This window comes from Accumulibacter sp., assembly GCF_029255145.1.
Classification (GTDB): domain Bacteria; phylum Pseudomonadota; class Gammaproteobacteria; order Burkholderiales; family Rhodocyclaceae; genus Accumulibacter.
Window position 1 is genome coordinate 13,153 of record NZ_JAPUVQ010000021.1, and the last position, 16,960, is coordinate 30,112.

Genomic DNA, 16,960 nt, shown 5'->3' on the forward strand with positions numbered 1-16,960 from the left:
TCCGAGATGATCTCCCGCCGCTGATGGCCCTTCCCTACGAGTTGCTGATCGGCCTGCGTTATACGCGCGCCAAGAAGCACAATCACTTCATCTCCTTCATCTCGCTGATTTCGATGCTCGGCATCGCCCTCGGCGTTGCCGCGCTGATCGTCGTGCTGTCGGTGATGAACGGTTTCCAGACCGAGTTGCGGTCGCGGATCCTCGCGGTCGTCTCGCACATCCAGATCACCGGCGGCAGCGGCGAGATGGCCGGCTGGGAACTGGTGGCCGAGCAGGCTGCCGGCCAGCCGCACGTGCTCGCTGCGGCGCCCTTCGTCCAGGCGCAGGCGATGTTGTCCTCCGGGCAGCTGGTGCGCGGGGCGCTGGTGCGCGGGATCCTGCCCGGTCTGGAAGACCGGGTCGCCGATTTCCGCCCGCACATGAAGAGCGGGACGCTTGACGAGCTGCGCCCCGACAGCTTCAACATCATTCTCGGCAGCGAGCTGGCGCGCGCGCTCGACGTCTTCGTCGGCGACCGCGTGACGCTGATCGCGCCGCAGGGTGTGGTCACCCCGGCGGGGGTGATCCCGCGCCTGAAGACCTTCACCGTCGTTGGGCTGTTCGAGGTCGGCATGTTCGAGTACGACAACGGCCTGGCGCTGATTCATCTCGCCGACGCGCAGCGCCTGTACCGCATGGACGACCGCGTTTCCGGCGTGCGTCTGAAACTCGACGACCTGTTCGTGGCGCCGCGGGTGGCGCGCTCGCTGGCCAGCACGCTGACCGCCGACGCCTACATCAGCGACTGGACGCGCAGTCATGCCAATTTCTTTCGCGCGGTGCAGATCGAGAAGAACATGATGTTCATCATCCTGTCGCTGATCGTCGCCGTTGCTGCGTTCAACATCGTATCGACGCTGGTCATGGCGGTGACCGACAAACAGGCGGACATCGCCATCCTGCGCACGCTCGGCGCCAGCCCGCTAAGCATCATGCTGGTGTTCATCGTCCAGGGCGCGCTGATCGGCTTCATCGGCCTGGGCCTCGGCGTCGCCGGCGGCGTCGCGCTGGCGCTCAACGTCGATGTGGTGGTGCCGTTCATCGAGCGGCTGCTGGGAACGCAGTTTCTCGCCAAGGAGGTGTACTACATCTCCAACCTGCCTTCGGAGCTGCAGTGGAGCGACGTGACGACGATCGTCGGCGTCGCCTTCGTGCTGGCGCTGGTGGCGACGATCTACCCGAGCTGGCGCGCGGCACGCGTCAATCCGGCGGCGGCGCTGCGCTATGAGTGAGCCGGTGCTGGCCTGTCAGGGCCTGAGCAAGATCTATCGCCAGGGCGACACCGACGTACCGGTCCTGCTCGGGGTCGACCTCGAAGTCCAGGTCGCCGAGCGGCTGGCGATCGTTGGCGCCTCGGGTTCCGGCAAGAGCACCCTGCTGCATCTGCTCGGTGGCCTGGATGCGCCGAGCGGCGGCAGCGTGCAGTTGATGGGGAACGACCTGCGGACGATCGGCGAAGCGCAGCGCGGCATCCTGCGCAACCGTCATCTGGGTTTCGTCTACCAGTTTCACCATCTGTTGGCGGAGTTTACCGCGCTGGAGAACGTCGCCATGCCGCTGATCATCCGACGGATGCCGAAAGACCAGGCTCAGGCGCGGGCCGCGACCGTTCTTGGCGAAGTCGGCCTGGCGCACCGCCTGCAGCATACGCCGTCAGAGTTGTCGGGCGGCGAGCGCCAGCGGGCAGCGATCGCCCGCGCGCTGGTGACCGAGCCGGCGTGCGTGCTGGCCGACGAGCCAACCGGCAACCTCGATCGGCAGACAGCGGCCGGCGTCTTCGAATTGATGCTCGAACTCAACCGCTCGCGGCGGACCAGTTTCGTGGTCGTCACCCACGACCCGACGATCGCCGCCCGGGCCGAACGGATCCTGACGCTGAGCGACGGGCGCTTGCAGTCGTCCAGCGACTGACAAGCCGCGCGAGGCGGCTCAAGTTCGGGCGCTGTCTGCCGTTGACGTGGTTGCGGGTTTACCTGGAGACCGTTCGAAATGCACACCCTGTTCGCCCCCGCCATTGCGCTGCTCAACCGCCTTGGTTTCACCAGGAAATTTGCGATCATGGGGGTGCTGGCGCTGGTGGCGATTACGCTCCTGGCGGTGACCCTTTACCAGAGTCTGCAACGGGTGATAGACCATTCGCAGGACGAGCTGGTGGGTCTCGAGGTGATCAAGCCGGGCGCCCGCCTGATCCAGTATCTGCAGGTGCATCGGGGGCTCTCCGCCGGCGTGATGAATGGCAATGAGCAGATGAAGGAGCCGCGCGCAGCGACCGAGCAGCAAGTCAGCGCGACCGTGCAGACCCTGGGCAGCGCGCTGCCGCCGCAACTGGCGGCGAGCGACGCCTGGAAAGGCATCGTGGAAAGCTGGACGGCGATCGCGAAGGATGGTCTCGATCTGATCGTCGGCGAGAATTTTGCCAGCCATACCCGGCTGATCGGGGACTTGCTGAGTTTCCAGAGGGCCGTTGCCGATCAGTACGCGCTGACCAACGATCCCGACATCGATTCCGCCTATCTGATCGATACGGTGGTCGACAAGTTGCCGCTGGCGCTGGAGAGCATGGGCCAGTTGCGGGCCCTCGGAACGGCGGTGCTGACCCGAAAGCAAGCGCTGGTGATGGCGCAACAAGTCGAGTTGACGGTCCTGCTGGCGCGAATCAATTCATCCGTTGGCGGCCTGCGCCGCAACCTGGAACGGACCTCGCGCTACAACCCCGGGCTGCAGTCTTCGCTCGACGCTGCCGCCGGGGACATGGGTGTGGCAGCCGACAAGGTCAGCGCGCTGGTGAATCAGGACATCCTCTCGGGCAGCTACCAGACGCTGCCTGCCGACTATTTTGCGTTGACCTCCGCGGCGATCGACAAGGGCTACAAGGAAATGTTCGAGAGCCTTTTCCCGACTCTCGAAAAGCTGTTGCAGCAGCGCATCGAGCGCGCGCAGCGCGAACTGCGGATCAACATCGCGCTGTCGGCGTTGATCCTCCTGATCTACGCCTACGTCTCGATTGGCTTCTACTACGCCACCGTCGGCAGCATCAATCGCCTGGCCGCGAACGCGCGCACGATCGCCACCGGCGACTTGAGCGTTGCTGTCGATCTGGGCACCAGCGACGAGCTGAAACTGGTCGGTGACAGCCTCAACGAGATGACCGGGGCGTTTCGCGCGTTGATCCGGAACGTCCAGCGCAGCGCTGGTGAAGTGCTGGAGGCGACCAGAAGGCTGGCGGCATCGTCGCTACAGGTGAGGCAGAGCAGCGATCAGCAGAGCAACGCGGCGTCGGCGATGGCGGCGGCAGTCGAAGAGATGACGGCCGGCATCGACAACCTCTCGGCCAGCGCGCAGGACGCCACCCGGCTTTCCGGTAGCGCCGACCAGCTGACCGCCGATGGCGGCCGGGCTGTCGGCAAGGTGGTGCAGGAGATCGAGCGGATTGCCGAGGTGGTGAACCAGTCGGCGTCGATCATCGCCGACCTGGGCGGACGCTCCGAACAGATTTCGGCAATCGTCAACGTCATCAAGGAGATTGCCGACCAGACCAATCTGCTGGCGCTGAACGCGGCAATCGAGGCCGCGCGTGCCGGCGAGGCGGGTCGTGGTTTCGCCGTGGTCGCCGACGAAGTGCGCAAGCTGGCCGAGCGTACGACCCGGTCGACGCAGGAAATTGCGAGCATGATTGGCGCCATTCAGAGCGGTTCGCGCGACGCGGTGGCGAGCATGAAGGTCGGTGTCAGTCGCGTCGCGGCCGGCGTTGCGCTGGCCACCGAGGCCGGCGAATCGCTGGCCGAGATCGGTGGCAACGCGCGCCAGGTGGTGGACAGCGTTGCGCACATCTCGAATGCCCTGAACGAACAAAGCAAGGTCAGCACCGAGATCGGGCGAAACGTCGAGAGAGTGGCGCGGATGGCCGAGGAGAACTGCGCGGCGGTCGCCGGGACTGCCGGCACGGCGACGCAACTGGAGCGACTTTCGGAAGGTCTTGACGCCGAGGTTCGCCGCTTCAAGCTCGGCTGATCCTGCGTTGATCCTTTTTCATCGCTGCGCGAGTCGTTTGTCCGCGCCGGACGACGCTGGTCAGCGGCTCAGTTTTTCTCCGGCATCGCCGAGGAGTGGTGACTGGTAATCAGCCATTGCGTTCCGTCCCACTTGTAGGTGTAGGTGAAGCGCGCCTGGACTTGAGCACCGGTCGTGCCATAGGTGAAGGTATAGAGGCCGGTGTCAACCGCGGTGTTGCATGCGATCGCGATGGTTCTCGAGTCGATCTTGCCGGCCGGCTTGTTCTTCAGGAAATCTTGGAAGTAATCCTCCTTCTCGGCCGCGCTGAGTCGCGGTTTGTTCGATACCGTGGGAAGAAGGACCGAGCGCTCGGCATAGTTGGCAACGACCTGTCGCGCGTCGCCGGTCTGCAGCGAGCGATTCCAGCGCTCGAACAAGGCAGCGATTTCCTGCTCGCTGGTCGGCTTGCAGACCTCCGTAGCGGCCGGCGTCGCGGTGCTTGGGGCCGCGGCGCAGCCCGCGAGCAGGACCGCGAGTGTCATCGACACGGCACAATTGTGTTTCATCAAGGGTCCTTTGCTGGTTCTGCCGGGCGGTGAAGGACATCACCCGGAAGGTGAGGGCAGGCCGCAGGCCGCGCAGCCAATGACTCGCTGCCTGATTCCTGGCCACTGGCAGCTGGTGCGCACTGTACAAGACAGCTGCCAGGCAGTCTATCCGGTGCATGCAATCGGGCGCCTGGAGGCCGCATGGCCTCGCCTGATTCCGAACACAAAACCCGCGCTCGGCTGTTCTTTTCCGGTTTTAATGCGGCATGCGCATCAACATTCTCGCCTTCGCCATCGGTGTCGGCTTTCTGCAGACTCGGGAGAGCTTGCCGGGCTGGCCGTTGGTGCTCGCCGTGCTGGTCAGCGCGCCTTTGCTGCTGCCATGGCTTGGTCGCCGGCGCCAGCAGCCGGTGCTGCGCGTCCTATCCGCGCTTGCTTGTGCACTATTGGGCGTGGCCTGGGCGGCGCTGCTTGCCGGGCAGCGGCTGCAGGACCGCCTGCCGGAAGAATTGGAGGGCCGGGATTTGCAGGTCGTCGGGGTGGTCGCGGCGCTGCCGCACCGCTTTGAGCGCGGCGAGCGGTTCGAGTTTGAGATCGAGTCGGTGGAGTCGAACGATGAGCCGGCCGCCCGGCTACCGCGGCGGATCATGCTCTCCTGGTATCACGGTCGCCAGGACGACGAGTGGCGCGAAGCGCTGGTTGTTCGCGCGGCCGAGCGCTGGCGGTTTACCGTTCGCCTGAAGCGGCCGCATGGCAACGCCAACCCGCATGGCTTCGATTACGAGGCCTGGTTGTTCGAGCGAGGTGTGCGGGCGACCGGCTATGTGCGTCCCCGCGCCGTTGCGCAGCGTCTGGACGACTTCGTCTTGACGCCAGCCTACGCCGTCGAGCGACTGCGCGAGCGGATTCGCAGCTCGTTTCTGGCGGTACTGCCGGAGGCGCCGTACGTCGGCATTCTTGCGGCGCTGGCGATCGGCGACCAGCAGGCCATTTCGGCCGAGCAGTGGCGCCTGTTCAGGCAGACCGGAGTGACGCACCTGATGTCTATTTCCGGTCTGCACGTCACCATGGTGGCGGGGCTGTTTGCCGCGCTGATCGGCAGGCTGTGGCGGCGCAGCGAGCGACTGATGCTGTGGCTGCCGGCGCCGAAAGCGGCGATCGCCGCCGGCTGGCTGGCGGCCTGCGGCTACTCGCTGCTCGCCGGTTTCGCGGTGCCGACGCAGCGGACGCTGTACATGCTGAGCGTCGTCGCGCTGGCGCTGTGGTCGGGGCGCAACCTGGGCGCCAGTCGCAGCCTTTTGCTGGCCTTGCTGCTGGTACTGCTGCTCGATCCCTGGGCGGTGCTCTCGCCGGGTTTCTGGCTCTCGTTCGCCGCCGTTGGCCTGCTCTTCTTTGCTGGCAGCACGCGGCTCGGTGTCGAGCGTGGCTGGCGAGCGGCGATCGCCCGCTGGGGGGCGACCCAGTGGGCGGTGACCGTCGGGACGCTGCCGCTGCTGCTGCTCCTGTTCCAGCAGTTCTCGCTGGTTTCGCCGCTGGCCAATGCGCTCGCCATCCCGGTGGTCAGTTTTCTGATCGCGCCGCTGGCGCTGCTCTTCGCGATCGTCCCCTGGCCGCCGCTGCTGTACGTCGGCCACTGGCTGCTGGCTGCTCTGATGGACTTTCTCGACTTGCTGGCGCGCTGGCCCTTGTGGCAACAGCCGGCGCCGCCGCTGGCGGCGACACTGGTGGCGCTGTTGGGCGTGGTCTGGTTGCTGTTGCCGCGTGGTTTTCCGGCGCGCTGGCTGGGTCTGTGCCTGTTGTTGCCGGCGTTGTTCTGGCCGGCCGCCCGGCCGGCGCCGGGCGATGCCTGGGTCGACGTCCTTGACGTTGGCCAGGGACTGGCGGTGGTCGTACGCACCGCCGAACACGCGCTGCTCTACGATACCGGGCCGCTGTACAGCGCCGAGTCCGATGCCGGGCAGCGCATCGTCGTCCCCTATCTGCGCGCGACCGGCGTCGACCGGCTCGACGCGCTGATCATCACCCATCGCGACAAGGACCATTCAGGCGGCGTCGCCGCCGTCCAGGAAGCCTTGCCGATTGCCCGAACCCTGAGTTCGCTGCCGGAGCTGCCGGGCGAGCGCTGTGTCGCTGGTCAGGCGTGGGAGTGGGACGGCGTGCGCTTTGCCGTCCTGCACCCGCAGGCGGACGACTACCGGCGCAAGGCCGCCAAGACCAACAATATGAGCTGCGTGCTGCGCGTCGAAAACGCTACCGGCAGCGTCCTGCTCACGTCGGATATCGAGGCCCGCGACGAACAGGCGCTGCTGGCGCGGGCGCCGGCGCTGCTGCGTAGCGAGGTACTGCTGGCGCCGCATCATGGCAGTGCGACTTCGTCGACAGCCGAGTTCGTCGCCGCGGTCGGCGCCCGCGAGGTGATTTTTCCGGTCGGTTACCGCAACCGTTTCCGTCACCCGCGGCCCGAGGTCGTTGAGCGCTACGCGGCCAGTCGGCGGTGGCGCAGCGATAGCGACGGCGCGATACGCATCAAGTTGGCCGACACGATCACGGTCTCCGCGTATCGAGCGGAATATCGCCGTTACTGGCAGGAATAGTGGAGCAAAGGGCCAGGGTCCTGCATCAGAGGCGAGCGTTCGTTCGATGATGGCAAGGGTGCTACGCCTGTGCCGAGCAAGGGCTCGCACGCGGACCGAGCTGGCGGCATCGCCTGCCAGCGCTGATTTGCTCAGGCTTCAGGGTCTCTGCCTGGTCAGCCGTTCGGGTGCAGAAAGCGCGTCGCCTGCGCCACTCCGAAAGGTCGCCAGCCCCAGAAGATGGATCGCAGATCACGTCTGCCGGCGGCCGACTGCTGTTGCCACTGGTGCCGATACTGCTTGGCATTGGCCTCGATCCATGCCAGGGCGCGGAAGTCCCTTTCATCGGCGGGAAAGGGTTCTATGTACGCTTCGAGTACGGCCAGTTGCTGTTGGAGAAATTCCGTATCGGAGAGATTCGGCTTGGTGAAGTGGCCCACGAGACCGCGAAGGGACCGAAGTGCGGGGTGATCCAGGATGCTCATGATGTTCTCTCCTTGAAGAGAGTTTCTCTGGCTGTGGTCCAGCTGATGCATTGGCAACGGCTGTCTGGGCTCTATTCTTGAGGCGATTCGTCTGCTGATCTGCACGAGTTGTACACGGATGACAGTTACAAGAAACTTTAACTGTATAAGCTAACATCTTGTAAGGTCACGCTATTGTTTTCTATTTCCGGGGGGAGTTGTCAACTCCGATGAGGCTCCGGCACGGCTTATTTCCCGCTTACGGGCGAAAAACAGACACACCGGGAAGTTCAGCAGAACGCAGGTGGCGCTTCGCACATGCCGGTGCGGCTGGATCGCTGCCATTGGCGCCTGCGGCGGCAGCAGATAGCGGCGGCCCAGCGACGGCGCGCTACCCGTCAAGCGCGCGGACGGGATCGCACTCTCGGCGTTTCGTGTCGAGCACAGCCGCTTGGTGGCATGGCCGGTGATGTCGCCTGACAGCGCGCGAGCGGGCCTGCCTTCGACCCGGGCTCAGGGCTTGTGCTAGAGTTGCAGGCTTGCCGTCGCGCCAAGAAAGGCCAAAGAGAATGGAATTTGCAGGGAGAGCCACCACATGAGTGTTCGTGCCGAGATCGCACGCTGGCTGGCTGAAGAGACGCCGGGATGCGTCGAACGCGAGGTGCGCTGTGCATCGGCCTCCGGCCTGCACCGCATGGCTTACACGCAGTGGGGCGATCCAGACAATCCGAAGGTGTTGATCTGCGTGCACGGATTGACGCGCAATGGCCGCGACTTCGACGAGCTGGCGCGGGCGATGGCGTCGGACTATCGCGTGATCTGCCCGGATGTCGTCGGGCGTGGGCGCAGTGGCTGGCTGCGCGATCCGTCGGCTTATGTTTTTCCGCAGTATGTGGCCGACCTGCTGGTGTTACTGGCCCGCCTCGACGTTGAATCGGTCGATTGGCTCGGCACCTCGATGGGTGGCGTGATCGGCATGTGGATCGCCAGCCAGGAGGACTCGCCAATTGCCCGGCTGGTGCTCAACGACGTCGGGCCGCTGATCCCAGTGGCCTCCTTGCAGCTGATCAGCGAGTACGTTGGTCGGGCACCCAGGTTCGATACCTACGACGACGCCGAGAAGTATGTCCGCCTGGTCAGCCAGCCATTCGGTCGCCTGACTGACGCCCAGTGGCGCCATCTCACCGAGTTCAGCTTGCAGCATGCCGCCGATGGGCGCCTCGAGATGCGCTACGACCCCGCTATCGGCGACCCGTTCCGGAACGAGCTGCAGGCCGGCGACGTGAATCTGTGGCCACTATATGACAGCATCCGCTGCCCGACGCTGGTCGTCCGCGGTGCCGACTCGACGGTGCTGACCCGCGACACGCTGCGTGAGATGGCGACCCGCGGGCCGCGTCCGCAGACGGCGGAAATCCCGGGCGCCGGGCACGCCCCGATGTTTCTCGACGACGCCCAGATCCAGGTCGTTCGCGAGTTCCTGCTGGTCGTCTGAGCGTGGCCTTCGTCGAGGTCGATGGACAGCAGCTCGAATACTGCCTGATCCCGGGGCCGCGCAGCGACCGTCCGACGCTGGTCTTCCTCCATGAGGGGCTGGGCAGTGTCGCGTTGTGGCGCGATTTTCCGGCCAGCGTCGCGCAGGCGACCGGTTGCCGTACGCTGATCTGGTCGCGTCTGGGCCACGGACAGTCGGCCCCCCTGGCCGCAGCCCGGAAGCCCAGTTACCTGCATGCAGAAGCGCTGCAGCACTTGCCGCCTCTGCTGGCGGCGCTGGCCATCGAGCGACCGGTGCTGATCGGGCACAGCGATGGCGGCTCGATCGCGCTGATCCATGCGGCAGTTTTCCCCGAGCGGGTGGCGGCACTGGTGGTTCTGGCGCCGCATGTGTTCGTCGAGGAGAAGGCGCTCGCCGGCATCGCCCGGGCGACCGAGTCGTATGCGGACAGCGAGCGGCGGCAGAAACTGGCTCGCTATCATCGTGCCCCGGATGCGGTCTTCAAGGCGTGGCACGAGATCTGGCTGGCTCCCGAATTTCGCGCCTGGGACATCACCGCCTGCCTGGCGGCAATTCGTTGTCCGGTACTCGCCATTCAGGGTGAACACGACGAGTACGCGACGATGCGCCAGATCGAGTGCATCGCCGAGGCCGTCGGCGCGGCTGCCGCCGGTGTGGAACTGCTGAAGCTGGCCGACTGCCGCCACTCGCCGCACCGCGATCAGCCGCAGGCGGTCGTCGAGGCGATCGTCCACTTCGTTGATCGACTGGCTGCCTAGCAGCCAGTCGACACCAGCCGGGAGGTCGGCCCGATCCACTTGTTCGGCCGGCGCCAGCAATTCCTGAACCTCGGAGTTGGACTGAACTTGCCGTCTTTCGGTGTGCCCGTATGACAGAGCACGGTGCCGTCGGCCACTGGCCTCGATCGTCATGTCGTCAAAGGAGATGGTATCCACCTTGAGCACCTTCATTTTCCTGGCCATTGTCATGATCTGCCGAATCAGGTCGCTGCGTTCGTCAAGCAAGCTGCGGCGGTAGTAGATAGTCCGTCTTGCGGTCAGCAACGATGAAGTTGGACATGCCACGACCCGGCTGCTCGACGAGTGATGACTTCCTATATGCGGCTCAAGGCACAGAGAAAGCCCGACAGGCCGGTCGGTACTTCACCGCCGGCCAAGGCGGCCCATCCGCAGCGAGAGGGCGTATGGTCTGCTCCTGGTCGTGCGGTGCTGCGGGTATTCCGCACGCCGCCCTGGCTGCGCTCGTGCGGACTGGCGACCTCGGTTCGCAGGCAACTCGGGAACGATGCCTTCGCCAAGGACCGGATCGCTCCGCGCTCTTGAGCGGAATCCGGACACTGCCGGGCACCGGTCAAAACAGCACGCGTGCCAGTAACAGGCCAGTGGAAACGGCCACCGACGTTGCCACGATGCCCGGGACCATGAACGAGTGATTCAGCACATATTTGCCGATCCTTGTTGTCCCCGACAAATCGAAGTTGATCGCCGCGATCAGAGAACCATAGGTCGGGATGAAGAAGTAACCGTTGACCGACGGAAACATCGCGATCAGGAATTGCGGTGGAATTCCGAGCACGATCCCCAACGGCATCAGCGCCCGCGTCGTCGCGGCCTGGCTGTAGAGCAGTACCGACGCGAAGAAGAGGCCGAAGGCAAAGGTCCACGGTGCCACCTCCGCCAAATGGCCGATCGCCGGCACGATCACGTCCTTATGCGCCGCAATGAAGCTGTCACCCAGCCACGCCAGGCCAAAAATCCCGATCACGGCCACCACACCAGCGCGGAGCGTCGCTGTCTTGGGAACTTCGTCGACGTCCACCTTGGTCAGCATCAGCATGATCGCCGCGACGGCCATCATCACCACCTCGATCACGATCGGCATGCCGATGGCACTCTTGGCGCCGGGCAGGTGCCGCAAATCCGGGAAAAACCCCAGCAACACAACCAGAGTGACACCGGTCAGAAACAGGTACGCGGAGATCCTGGCGGCCGGCCTGAGTGGCGGCCGGTCGGCGGCGGCCTGTGGCGCCGGAATGCTTCCGGCCAGCAGGCGCGCCTGGTACTCGGGATCGTCCTTCAGATCCTTGCCGAGAAACATCGAGACGATGGCGCCGGCAACGACACCGGCAAGTGTGGCGGGAACGCAGATCATCAGAATCTGCGGCAACCCCCACTGCGTCATCCCCTTCTCGGCAAACAGTCCAATCATCGCCGCCGTTGCTGCCGCTACGGGACTGGCGGTGATCGCCTGTTGCGAGGCGATGGTCGCTATCGCCATCGGCCGCTCGGGGCGAATGCCGCTGCGGTGCGCCGTCTCGTAGATCACCGGCAACAGCGGGTAGACGATGTGGCCGGTACCGGCGACGAAAGTGAAACACCAGGTCGTCAGCGGCGCGACGATGGTGACGTACTTGGGGTTGGCGCGAATGACGCGTTCGGCAACGCGGACCAGGAAGTCGATGCCACCAGCGGCGTCCATCACCGACGCGGCCATGATCACCGCCAGGATGATCAGCATCACGTCTATCGGCGGCGAGGTCGGCGTGACGCCGAAGCCGACGATCAGCACCAGGAGTCCGACCGCACCCCAAAGACCGAGTCCGACGCCGCTGTAGCGGGCGCCCATCCAGATCGCCGAAAGCACAACGACAAATTGCAGAACGATATTCAGGGTCATGATTGTTTCTCCAGGCACCAACCGGGGCCGGCTCCCGGTCAGCTTCATTACGGCCAACTCAAGCGAGATTCCGCTGCCTCGCGGTTACCGGGCAGGCGGCGGGCAAGCTGCTCGGGCGCCGCCGGCCCGACTTGGCAAGGCCCTGATAATCTCGCGTGAGAAGCAACTCAAGGGCTGGCTGCTACTTCCCGAGGTGGCCACGGATCAGGTTGTCGAACGAAAACAGCTCGTCCCATTTCTCCTGGCTCAGCAGCTTGCGCTGGTTGACCACGATTTCATGGAGCGACTTGCCGGTCTCGTAGCCCTCGCGCGCTATTTCACCGCACAGCTTGTAGCCCAGCGACGGCTTGAGCAGGGTGACGATGCCCAGCGAGTTGAGCACCATGTCGCGCGAGTGCTCGGCGTTGGCGGTGATCCCCCGAACGCAGTTGACGCGCAGGCTGTTGACCGCATGCTCCATCGTGAAGATCGACGTAAACAGCGCAAAGGTGATCACCGGCTCCATCACATTGAGCTGCAGTTGGCCAGCCGAAGCGGCCAGGGTCACCGTCAGGTCGAGCCCGATGACCAGGAAACTGGTTTGATTCACGACCTCCGGGATCACCGGGTTGACCTTGCCCGGCATGATCGACGAACCGGGCTGCATCTGCGGCAGGTTGATCTCGTTCAGGCCGCAGCGCGGACCCGAGGCGAGCAAGCGGATGTCGTTGCAGATCTTGGTCAGCTTCGCCGCCGTGCGCTTGAGCACGCCGGACAACTGCACGTAGGCGCCGGTGTCGGACGTCGCCTCGACCAGGTCGCCCGCCAGGATCAGCTTGATTCCGGTCAGGTCCGACAGGCAGCGCGTGACCAGTTCCGGGTAGCCCGGCGCGGCGGTCACCGAAGTGCCGATCGCCGTCGCCCCGAGATTGACTTCGTGCAGCAACTGGCGCACATCGGCGATGCGGTGTACCTCCTCGCCGATGGTCGTTCCCCAGCCGTGGAACTCCTGCCCGAGGGACATCGGAACGGCGTCCTGAAGGTGGGTCCGTCCCATCTTCAGGACGCCTTCGAATTCCTTGCCCTTGGCGTGAAAAGCGTCCTCCAGGCGCCGTAGCGCGTCCATGTAGCTGGTCAGACGCAGGATCAGTGCCAGCCTGAACGCGGTCGGATAGACGTCGTTGGTCGATTGCCCGCAGTTCACATGGTCGTTGGGGTTGACGAATTCGTATTCGCCCTTTTTGTGGCCGAGGCTTTCGAGTGCCAGGTTGGCGATGACCTCATTGGCGTTCATGTTGGTCGACGTGCCGGCGCCTCCCTGGATGAAGTCGGTGACAAACTGGTCGTCCATCTGGCCGGCGATCAGGCGGTCACAGGCACCGATGATCGCGTCGGCCACCCTGGCGTCGAGAACGCCGAGATTGCGGTTGGTCAGCGCCGCCGCTTTCTTCACGTAGCCGAAGGCCTTGACGAAATACGGCTCGGCGGACATCGGGATGCCGGTAATGTGAAAATTGTGCAGGCCGCGCAGCGTTTGTACGCCATAGTACGCGTCGTCGGGCAATTCCTTCTCGCCCAGGAAGTCCTTCTCGATTCGTGCCATTGCGGTTCCTTTCGCTTGCGTGAGGGGCGGCTGCCAAAGCAGCGGGACAGCCGTTGTTCGAGAGAAATATGACGATCGTCGTCTGCAGGTGGCTTTCTGGCAAGCATCTGGCGCAAGCCAGCGCTGCTGGCCAGTTTCTCGCTCCGCTTTGGTGCCGCGGTTGGCCGGCTCCAGGGGTAAGCGGACGACGCTGGAGTCGCCTTGGCCGCACGCAGTCGATGCGCGATTCTAGTCAACGGTGCCGACAGAAAGTGAACTATTTCTCCGACTCGCCAAGCGACGGTCCGGCAACCATCCGGTCCTTTGGCAACCCGCGGCGGAACGGCCGTCGGACGACGCGCCGCTGGTCGACGACCGGTCCGTGCCGGGCGTGTCTCCGGGCGAGTCGTCCGCGCGGATCGCTTAGCGGGTCAGCGCCATGAACAACTCGGGCAGCCGCTCGGGCAAGCGCTCGATCTTGTCGATCACCGTATAGCGACCGCCAAAGATGTCGCTGACGTAATCGTCAGCGTTGCGGTCGAGGCTGATGCAGTAGGTGAAAATACCTTGCTGGTCGAGTTCCTCTACCGACTTGCGGGCGTCGGCGATCAGCAGGCGGTCGTCATGGACGTCGACGTCGGCGGGCTGGCCGTCGGTGAGCACCAGCAGCAACTTCTTCTCGGCCGGCTGTGCCGTCAGGTAGTGCGCGGCGTGTCGCATGGCCGCACCCATCCGCGTCGAATAGCCGGCCTGCATCGCCGCCAGGCGGCTCTTGACGGCGTCGCCCCAGCGCTCGCTGTAGCCCTTGAGGTGCAGGTAGCGCACGTCATGGCGGGTGTCGGAGTGGAAGCCGGCGATCGCAAACGGATCCCCGAGTTGTTCGATCGACCACGCCAGCAGCGACACCGCTTCCTGGCTGAGCTCGAGAATGCTCTGCTCGTCGCCGCTGGTGCCGACCTTGACCTTGTCGGCCAGCGACTGCGAGAGGTCGAGCAGTACCAGCACCGCCAGGTTGCGGCCATTGGTGCGGTGACTCATGTTGATCCGCGGATCGGGGGTGGCGCCGCCCTTGAAGTCGATCAGCGAGCGAATGGCGACGTCGAGGTCGAGTTCGCTGCCGTCTTCCTGGTAGCGGATGCGTACCTTCTCCTGCGGTTTGAGGATGTCGAGCAAACGCTTGAGACGCCTGGCCAGCGCGGCATGCTTCTCCAGCAGGCGGTCGATGTCGCCGGCCTCGCCAGCCGGATGCAGCGATTCGTAGAGGCTGACCCAGTCCGGCCGGTAGCTCTTGGTCTGGTAGTCCCACTCGGGGTAGTGGCGCGGCGGCAGGCGGTCGATGTCGACAGCGGCTGCCGCCGGCCGCTGCTGGTCGAACATCTCCTCGTCGTCGCTGAGCTCGTGGAAGCGCCAGAGGTGGCGGTTGTCGTCGCGATAGCTGACCGCGGTGTCGGCGAAATGAACCGTGGCCAGTTGGTCGCTCTGGCGGCGGGTGCGGGCGATGTAGGCCAGCGCCAGGGTGGCGATTTCCTCGCTGCTCGATTCGCCGGCAGCCATCGTCTGGTGGAAGTGGCCGACGAACTTGCGCAGCTCCGCGTCCTGGTAGCCGTGCTGCGGGTCGAGCAGCGCACGCGAAACCATGGTCAGACGATGGCGCAGGCAGGAGGTGGTTTCCGGGTTGCAGGCACCGGCCACCGGCACCGGGTGGAGCGCGAGGAAAACACGGCGCAGGCCGGGATAGCTGCGCACGATCAGGGTGTCGACGCGGCTGTCCTCGAAGATCTCGATCGCCATGCGCTGCATCGGGCTGCAGTTATCGGCGAACATCGGCTGGCTCCAGCGGCGGTGGCCGGCGATGTGCGCCAGCGTCGCACGGTAGCGGTCGATGCCCGAAACGCCTGGCGCATCGTCGAGAACGTCGGGCAGGCGGATGCCGGCGGCGTCGTAATAGGGTGCCGACGGGTGCTGCTGGTCGAGGTCGGTCGGGTACGGCACCAGCTCGGCGCTGTCGTCCCACAGTCCACGCAGGTAGAGCTCGAGCTGGCGCTGGTGATCGACCAGCAGCGTTCCGTGGCGCTCGCGCTGCAGCACCGCGCGGCTGTCGGCCGACTGCAGGCGGAAATATTCGCGTTGCCGTTCGGGGTGATTCTGGTAGTTGCGAATGCCGTAGTCGACCCAGTTCCGCAGCCCGGCAATGGACAGCTTGTCGAGCAGCGTCGGGGCCTGGGCGAAGAACTCGGGCAGGCCCGGGCTGGCAAAGGTCTGATGAATGCCATGGATCGAACCTGTTGTACGCTCCATGAAATCAAGCGTCAGGTCCAGGTAGCGCTGCAGCTGCTGCCCCGAAGGCAAGCGTCTGGCCACTGCCGCCAGGGTTTCCAGGAAGGGCGTGATGGCTTTGGCGTTCGGCGACTTCCACAGCGCGTGGATGGTCGCGCTGACCGCCGGCAGCGTGTCTTCGCCGACGATTCGGGCGATTGCCGGCCACTCCTCGAGAAACGCCAGGACCGGTTCGACGCCGCGCCCCATGCCGCCGAGAAAGCGCGCGCTGTCGAGATAGGCGTCGACACCCCTGGACGACAGCACGACCAGCGCTTCGCGGAGGCACTCTTCGAAGACCTCGCCGACCTGCGGGAAACCACAGGCGAGTCGTTCGCGGCAGACCCGCAGGCGCTCGGTCCAGTTGGCGCTATCGCCGTTCTTCGCATTCATCGTGCTGCCGCCGTCAGGGATGCCCGGGAGCTCTGGTCGCCGGTCGCCGGTCGCGATCAGGCAAACGTCGCGTCGATGGCGTGGTCAAGTGTTTCGCGAATATCGCGGTCGTCGGTGATCGGTCGCACCATCGCCATCCGGCAGGCATCGCCGGGCTGGACACCGCCCTTGATCAGGGTCGCCGCATAGACCAGCAGGCGCGTCGAGATCCCCTCATCGAGGCCATGCCCCTTCAGCCGCCGGGCGGCGGCGCCGATGCTCACCAGCTGCCTGGCGGTGGTCTCGTCGATACCACTCTCGCTGGCCAGAATGGCGATTTCCAGAGCCGCATCGGGATAGTCGAATTCAAAGGCGGTGAAGCGCTGCTTGGTCGACTGCTTGAGGTCCTTCATCAGGCTCTGGTAGCCGGGGTTGTACGAGATCACCAGCTGGAAATCGGCGTGCGCGCGGATCACTTCGCCCTTCTTGTCGAGCGGCAGGGTTCGCCGGTGATCGGTCAGCGGGTGGATGACCACGGTGGTGTCCTGACGCGCTTCGACCACTTCGTCGAGGTAGCAGATTGCACCGATGCGCGCGGCGGTGGTCAGCGGTCCGTCCAGCCAGCGCGTGCCGTTGGCCTCGAGCAGGTAGCGGCCAACCAGGTCGGAGGCGGTCATGTCCTCGTTGCAGGCGACGGTGATCAGCGGCTTGTCTAGCTTCCAGGCCATGTATTCGATGAAGCGCGACTTGCCGCAGCCGGTCGGCCCCTTGACCATCACTGGCAGGCGCGCCGCGTAAGCGGCTTCGTAGAGCGCCACCTCGTTGTGCTGCTGCTGGTAGAAAGGTTCGTCGAGAACCTTGAACTGTGCCTTGTCAGTCATTGACTGTTCCTGTCTGCTGTT

At 65.0% G+C, this 16,960-nt stretch carries 12 protein-coding genes; 6 read left to right on the plus strand and 6 right to left on the minus strand.

Annotated elements, in window-relative coordinates; genetic code table 11:
* The first annotated feature begins 23 nt into the window (after positions 1 to 23).
* The 3 genes from Q1L50_RS01670 to Q1L50_RS01680 all read left to right on the plus strand — a co-directional run bounded on the left by Q1L50_RS01670 (position 24) and on the right by Q1L50_RS01680 (position 4,050).
* Positions 24 to 1,271 carry a lipoprotein-releasing ABC transporter permease subunit gene (locus Q1L50_RS01670; RefSeq protein WP_300335420.1) on the plus strand — a complete coding sequence of 416 codons (1,248 nt, stop codon included), beginning with the start codon at positions 24 to 26 and terminating at the stop codon, positions 1,269 to 1,271.
* Positions 1,264 to 1,950: a lipoprotein-releasing ABC transporter ATP-binding protein LolD gene (lolD, locus tag Q1L50_RS01675; protein ID WP_300335421.1), complete on the plus strand. Its 687-nt coding sequence runs from the start codon at positions 1,264 to 1,266 to the stop codon at positions 1,948 to 1,950. Before Q1L50_RS01670 ends, lolD begins: the two co-directional genes overlap by 8 nt.
* A gap of 78 nt (positions 1,951 to 2,028) precedes the next feature.
* Positions 2,029 to 4,050, plus strand: coding sequence for a methyl-accepting chemotaxis protein (locus Q1L50_RS01680; RefSeq protein ID WP_300335423.1), 2,022 nt, complete (start codon positions 2,029 to 2,031; stop codon positions 4,048 to 4,050).
* Between the two features lie 68 nt (positions 4,051 to 4,118).
* Here Q1L50_RS01680 and Q1L50_RS01685 read toward each other — a convergent pair whose 3' ends face one another.
* Entirely contained in the window at positions 4,119 to 4,598 is a 480-nt protein-coding gene (locus Q1L50_RS01685; protein WP_300335424.1) for an SgcJ/EcaC family oxidoreductase, read from the minus strand.
* A gap of 248 nt (positions 4,599 to 4,846) precedes the next feature.
* Between Q1L50_RS01685 and Q1L50_RS01690 the strand changes: the two genes are divergently transcribed.
* Positions 4,847 to 7,174 carry a DNA internalization-related competence protein ComEC/Rec2 gene (locus Q1L50_RS01690; protein WP_300335425.1) on the plus strand — a complete coding sequence of 776 codons (2,328 nt, stop codon included), beginning with the start codon at positions 4,847 to 4,849 and terminating at the stop codon, positions 7,172 to 7,174.
* A gap of 155 nt (positions 7,175 to 7,329) precedes the next feature.
* On the opposite strand, the gene Q1L50_RS01695 is transcribed toward Q1L50_RS01690, so the two are convergent.
* Positions 7,330 to 7,638 carry a hypothetical protein gene (locus tag Q1L50_RS01695; RefSeq protein WP_300335427.1) on the minus strand — a complete coding sequence of 103 codons (309 nt, stop codon included), beginning with the start codon at positions 7,636 to 7,638 and terminating at the stop codon, positions 7,330 to 7,332.
* Positions 7,639 to 8,212: 574 nt separating this feature from the next.
* Between Q1L50_RS01695 and Q1L50_RS01700 the strand changes: the two genes are divergently transcribed.
* The gene (locus Q1L50_RS01700; protein ID WP_300335428.1) at positions 8,213 to 9,112 is read left to right on the plus strand and encodes an alpha/beta hydrolase; all 900 of its coding nucleotides are present in this window, start codon (positions 8,213 to 8,215) and stop codon (positions 9,110 to 9,112) included.
* Between the two features lie 2 nt (positions 9,113 to 9,114).
* Complete coding sequence (locus Q1L50_RS01705; protein ID WP_300335430.1) at positions 9,115 to 9,891, plus strand: alpha/beta hydrolase; 777 nt, start codon at positions 9,115 to 9,117, stop codon at positions 9,889 to 9,891.
* Between the two features lie 592 nt (positions 9,892 to 10,483).
* Here Q1L50_RS01705 and Q1L50_RS01710 read toward each other — a convergent pair.
* The 4 genes from Q1L50_RS01710 to Q1L50_RS01725 all read right to left on the minus strand — a co-directional run bounded on the left by Q1L50_RS01710 (position 10,484) and on the right by Q1L50_RS01725 (position 16,939).
* Positions 10,484 to 11,809 (minus strand): anaerobic C4-dicarboxylate transporter, encoded by a 1,326-nt coding sequence (locus tag Q1L50_RS01710; RefSeq protein ID WP_300335432.1) that lies wholly within the window; start codon positions 11,807 to 11,809, stop codon positions 10,484 to 10,486.
* Positions 11,810 to 11,990: 181 nt separating this feature from the next.
* Entirely contained in the window at positions 11,991 to 13,391 is a 1,401-nt protein-coding gene (locus tag Q1L50_RS01715; RefSeq protein ID WP_300335434.1) for an aspartate ammonia-lyase, read from the minus strand.
* Between the two features lie 402 nt (positions 13,392 to 13,793).
* On the minus strand, positions 13,794 to 16,079 hold the full coding sequence (locus Q1L50_RS01720; RefSeq protein ID WP_300335435.1) for a VWA domain-containing protein: 2,286 nt from the start codon (positions 16,077 to 16,079) through the stop codon (positions 13,794 to 13,796).
* Between the two features lie 56 nt (positions 16,080 to 16,135).
* Positions 16,136 to 16,939: a CbbQ/NirQ/NorQ/GpvN family protein gene (locus tag Q1L50_RS01725; protein ID WP_300335436.1), complete on the minus strand. Its 804-nt coding sequence runs from the start codon at positions 16,937 to 16,939 to the stop codon at positions 16,136 to 16,138.
* Between the last annotated feature and the right edge of the window lie 21 nt (positions 16,940 to 16,960).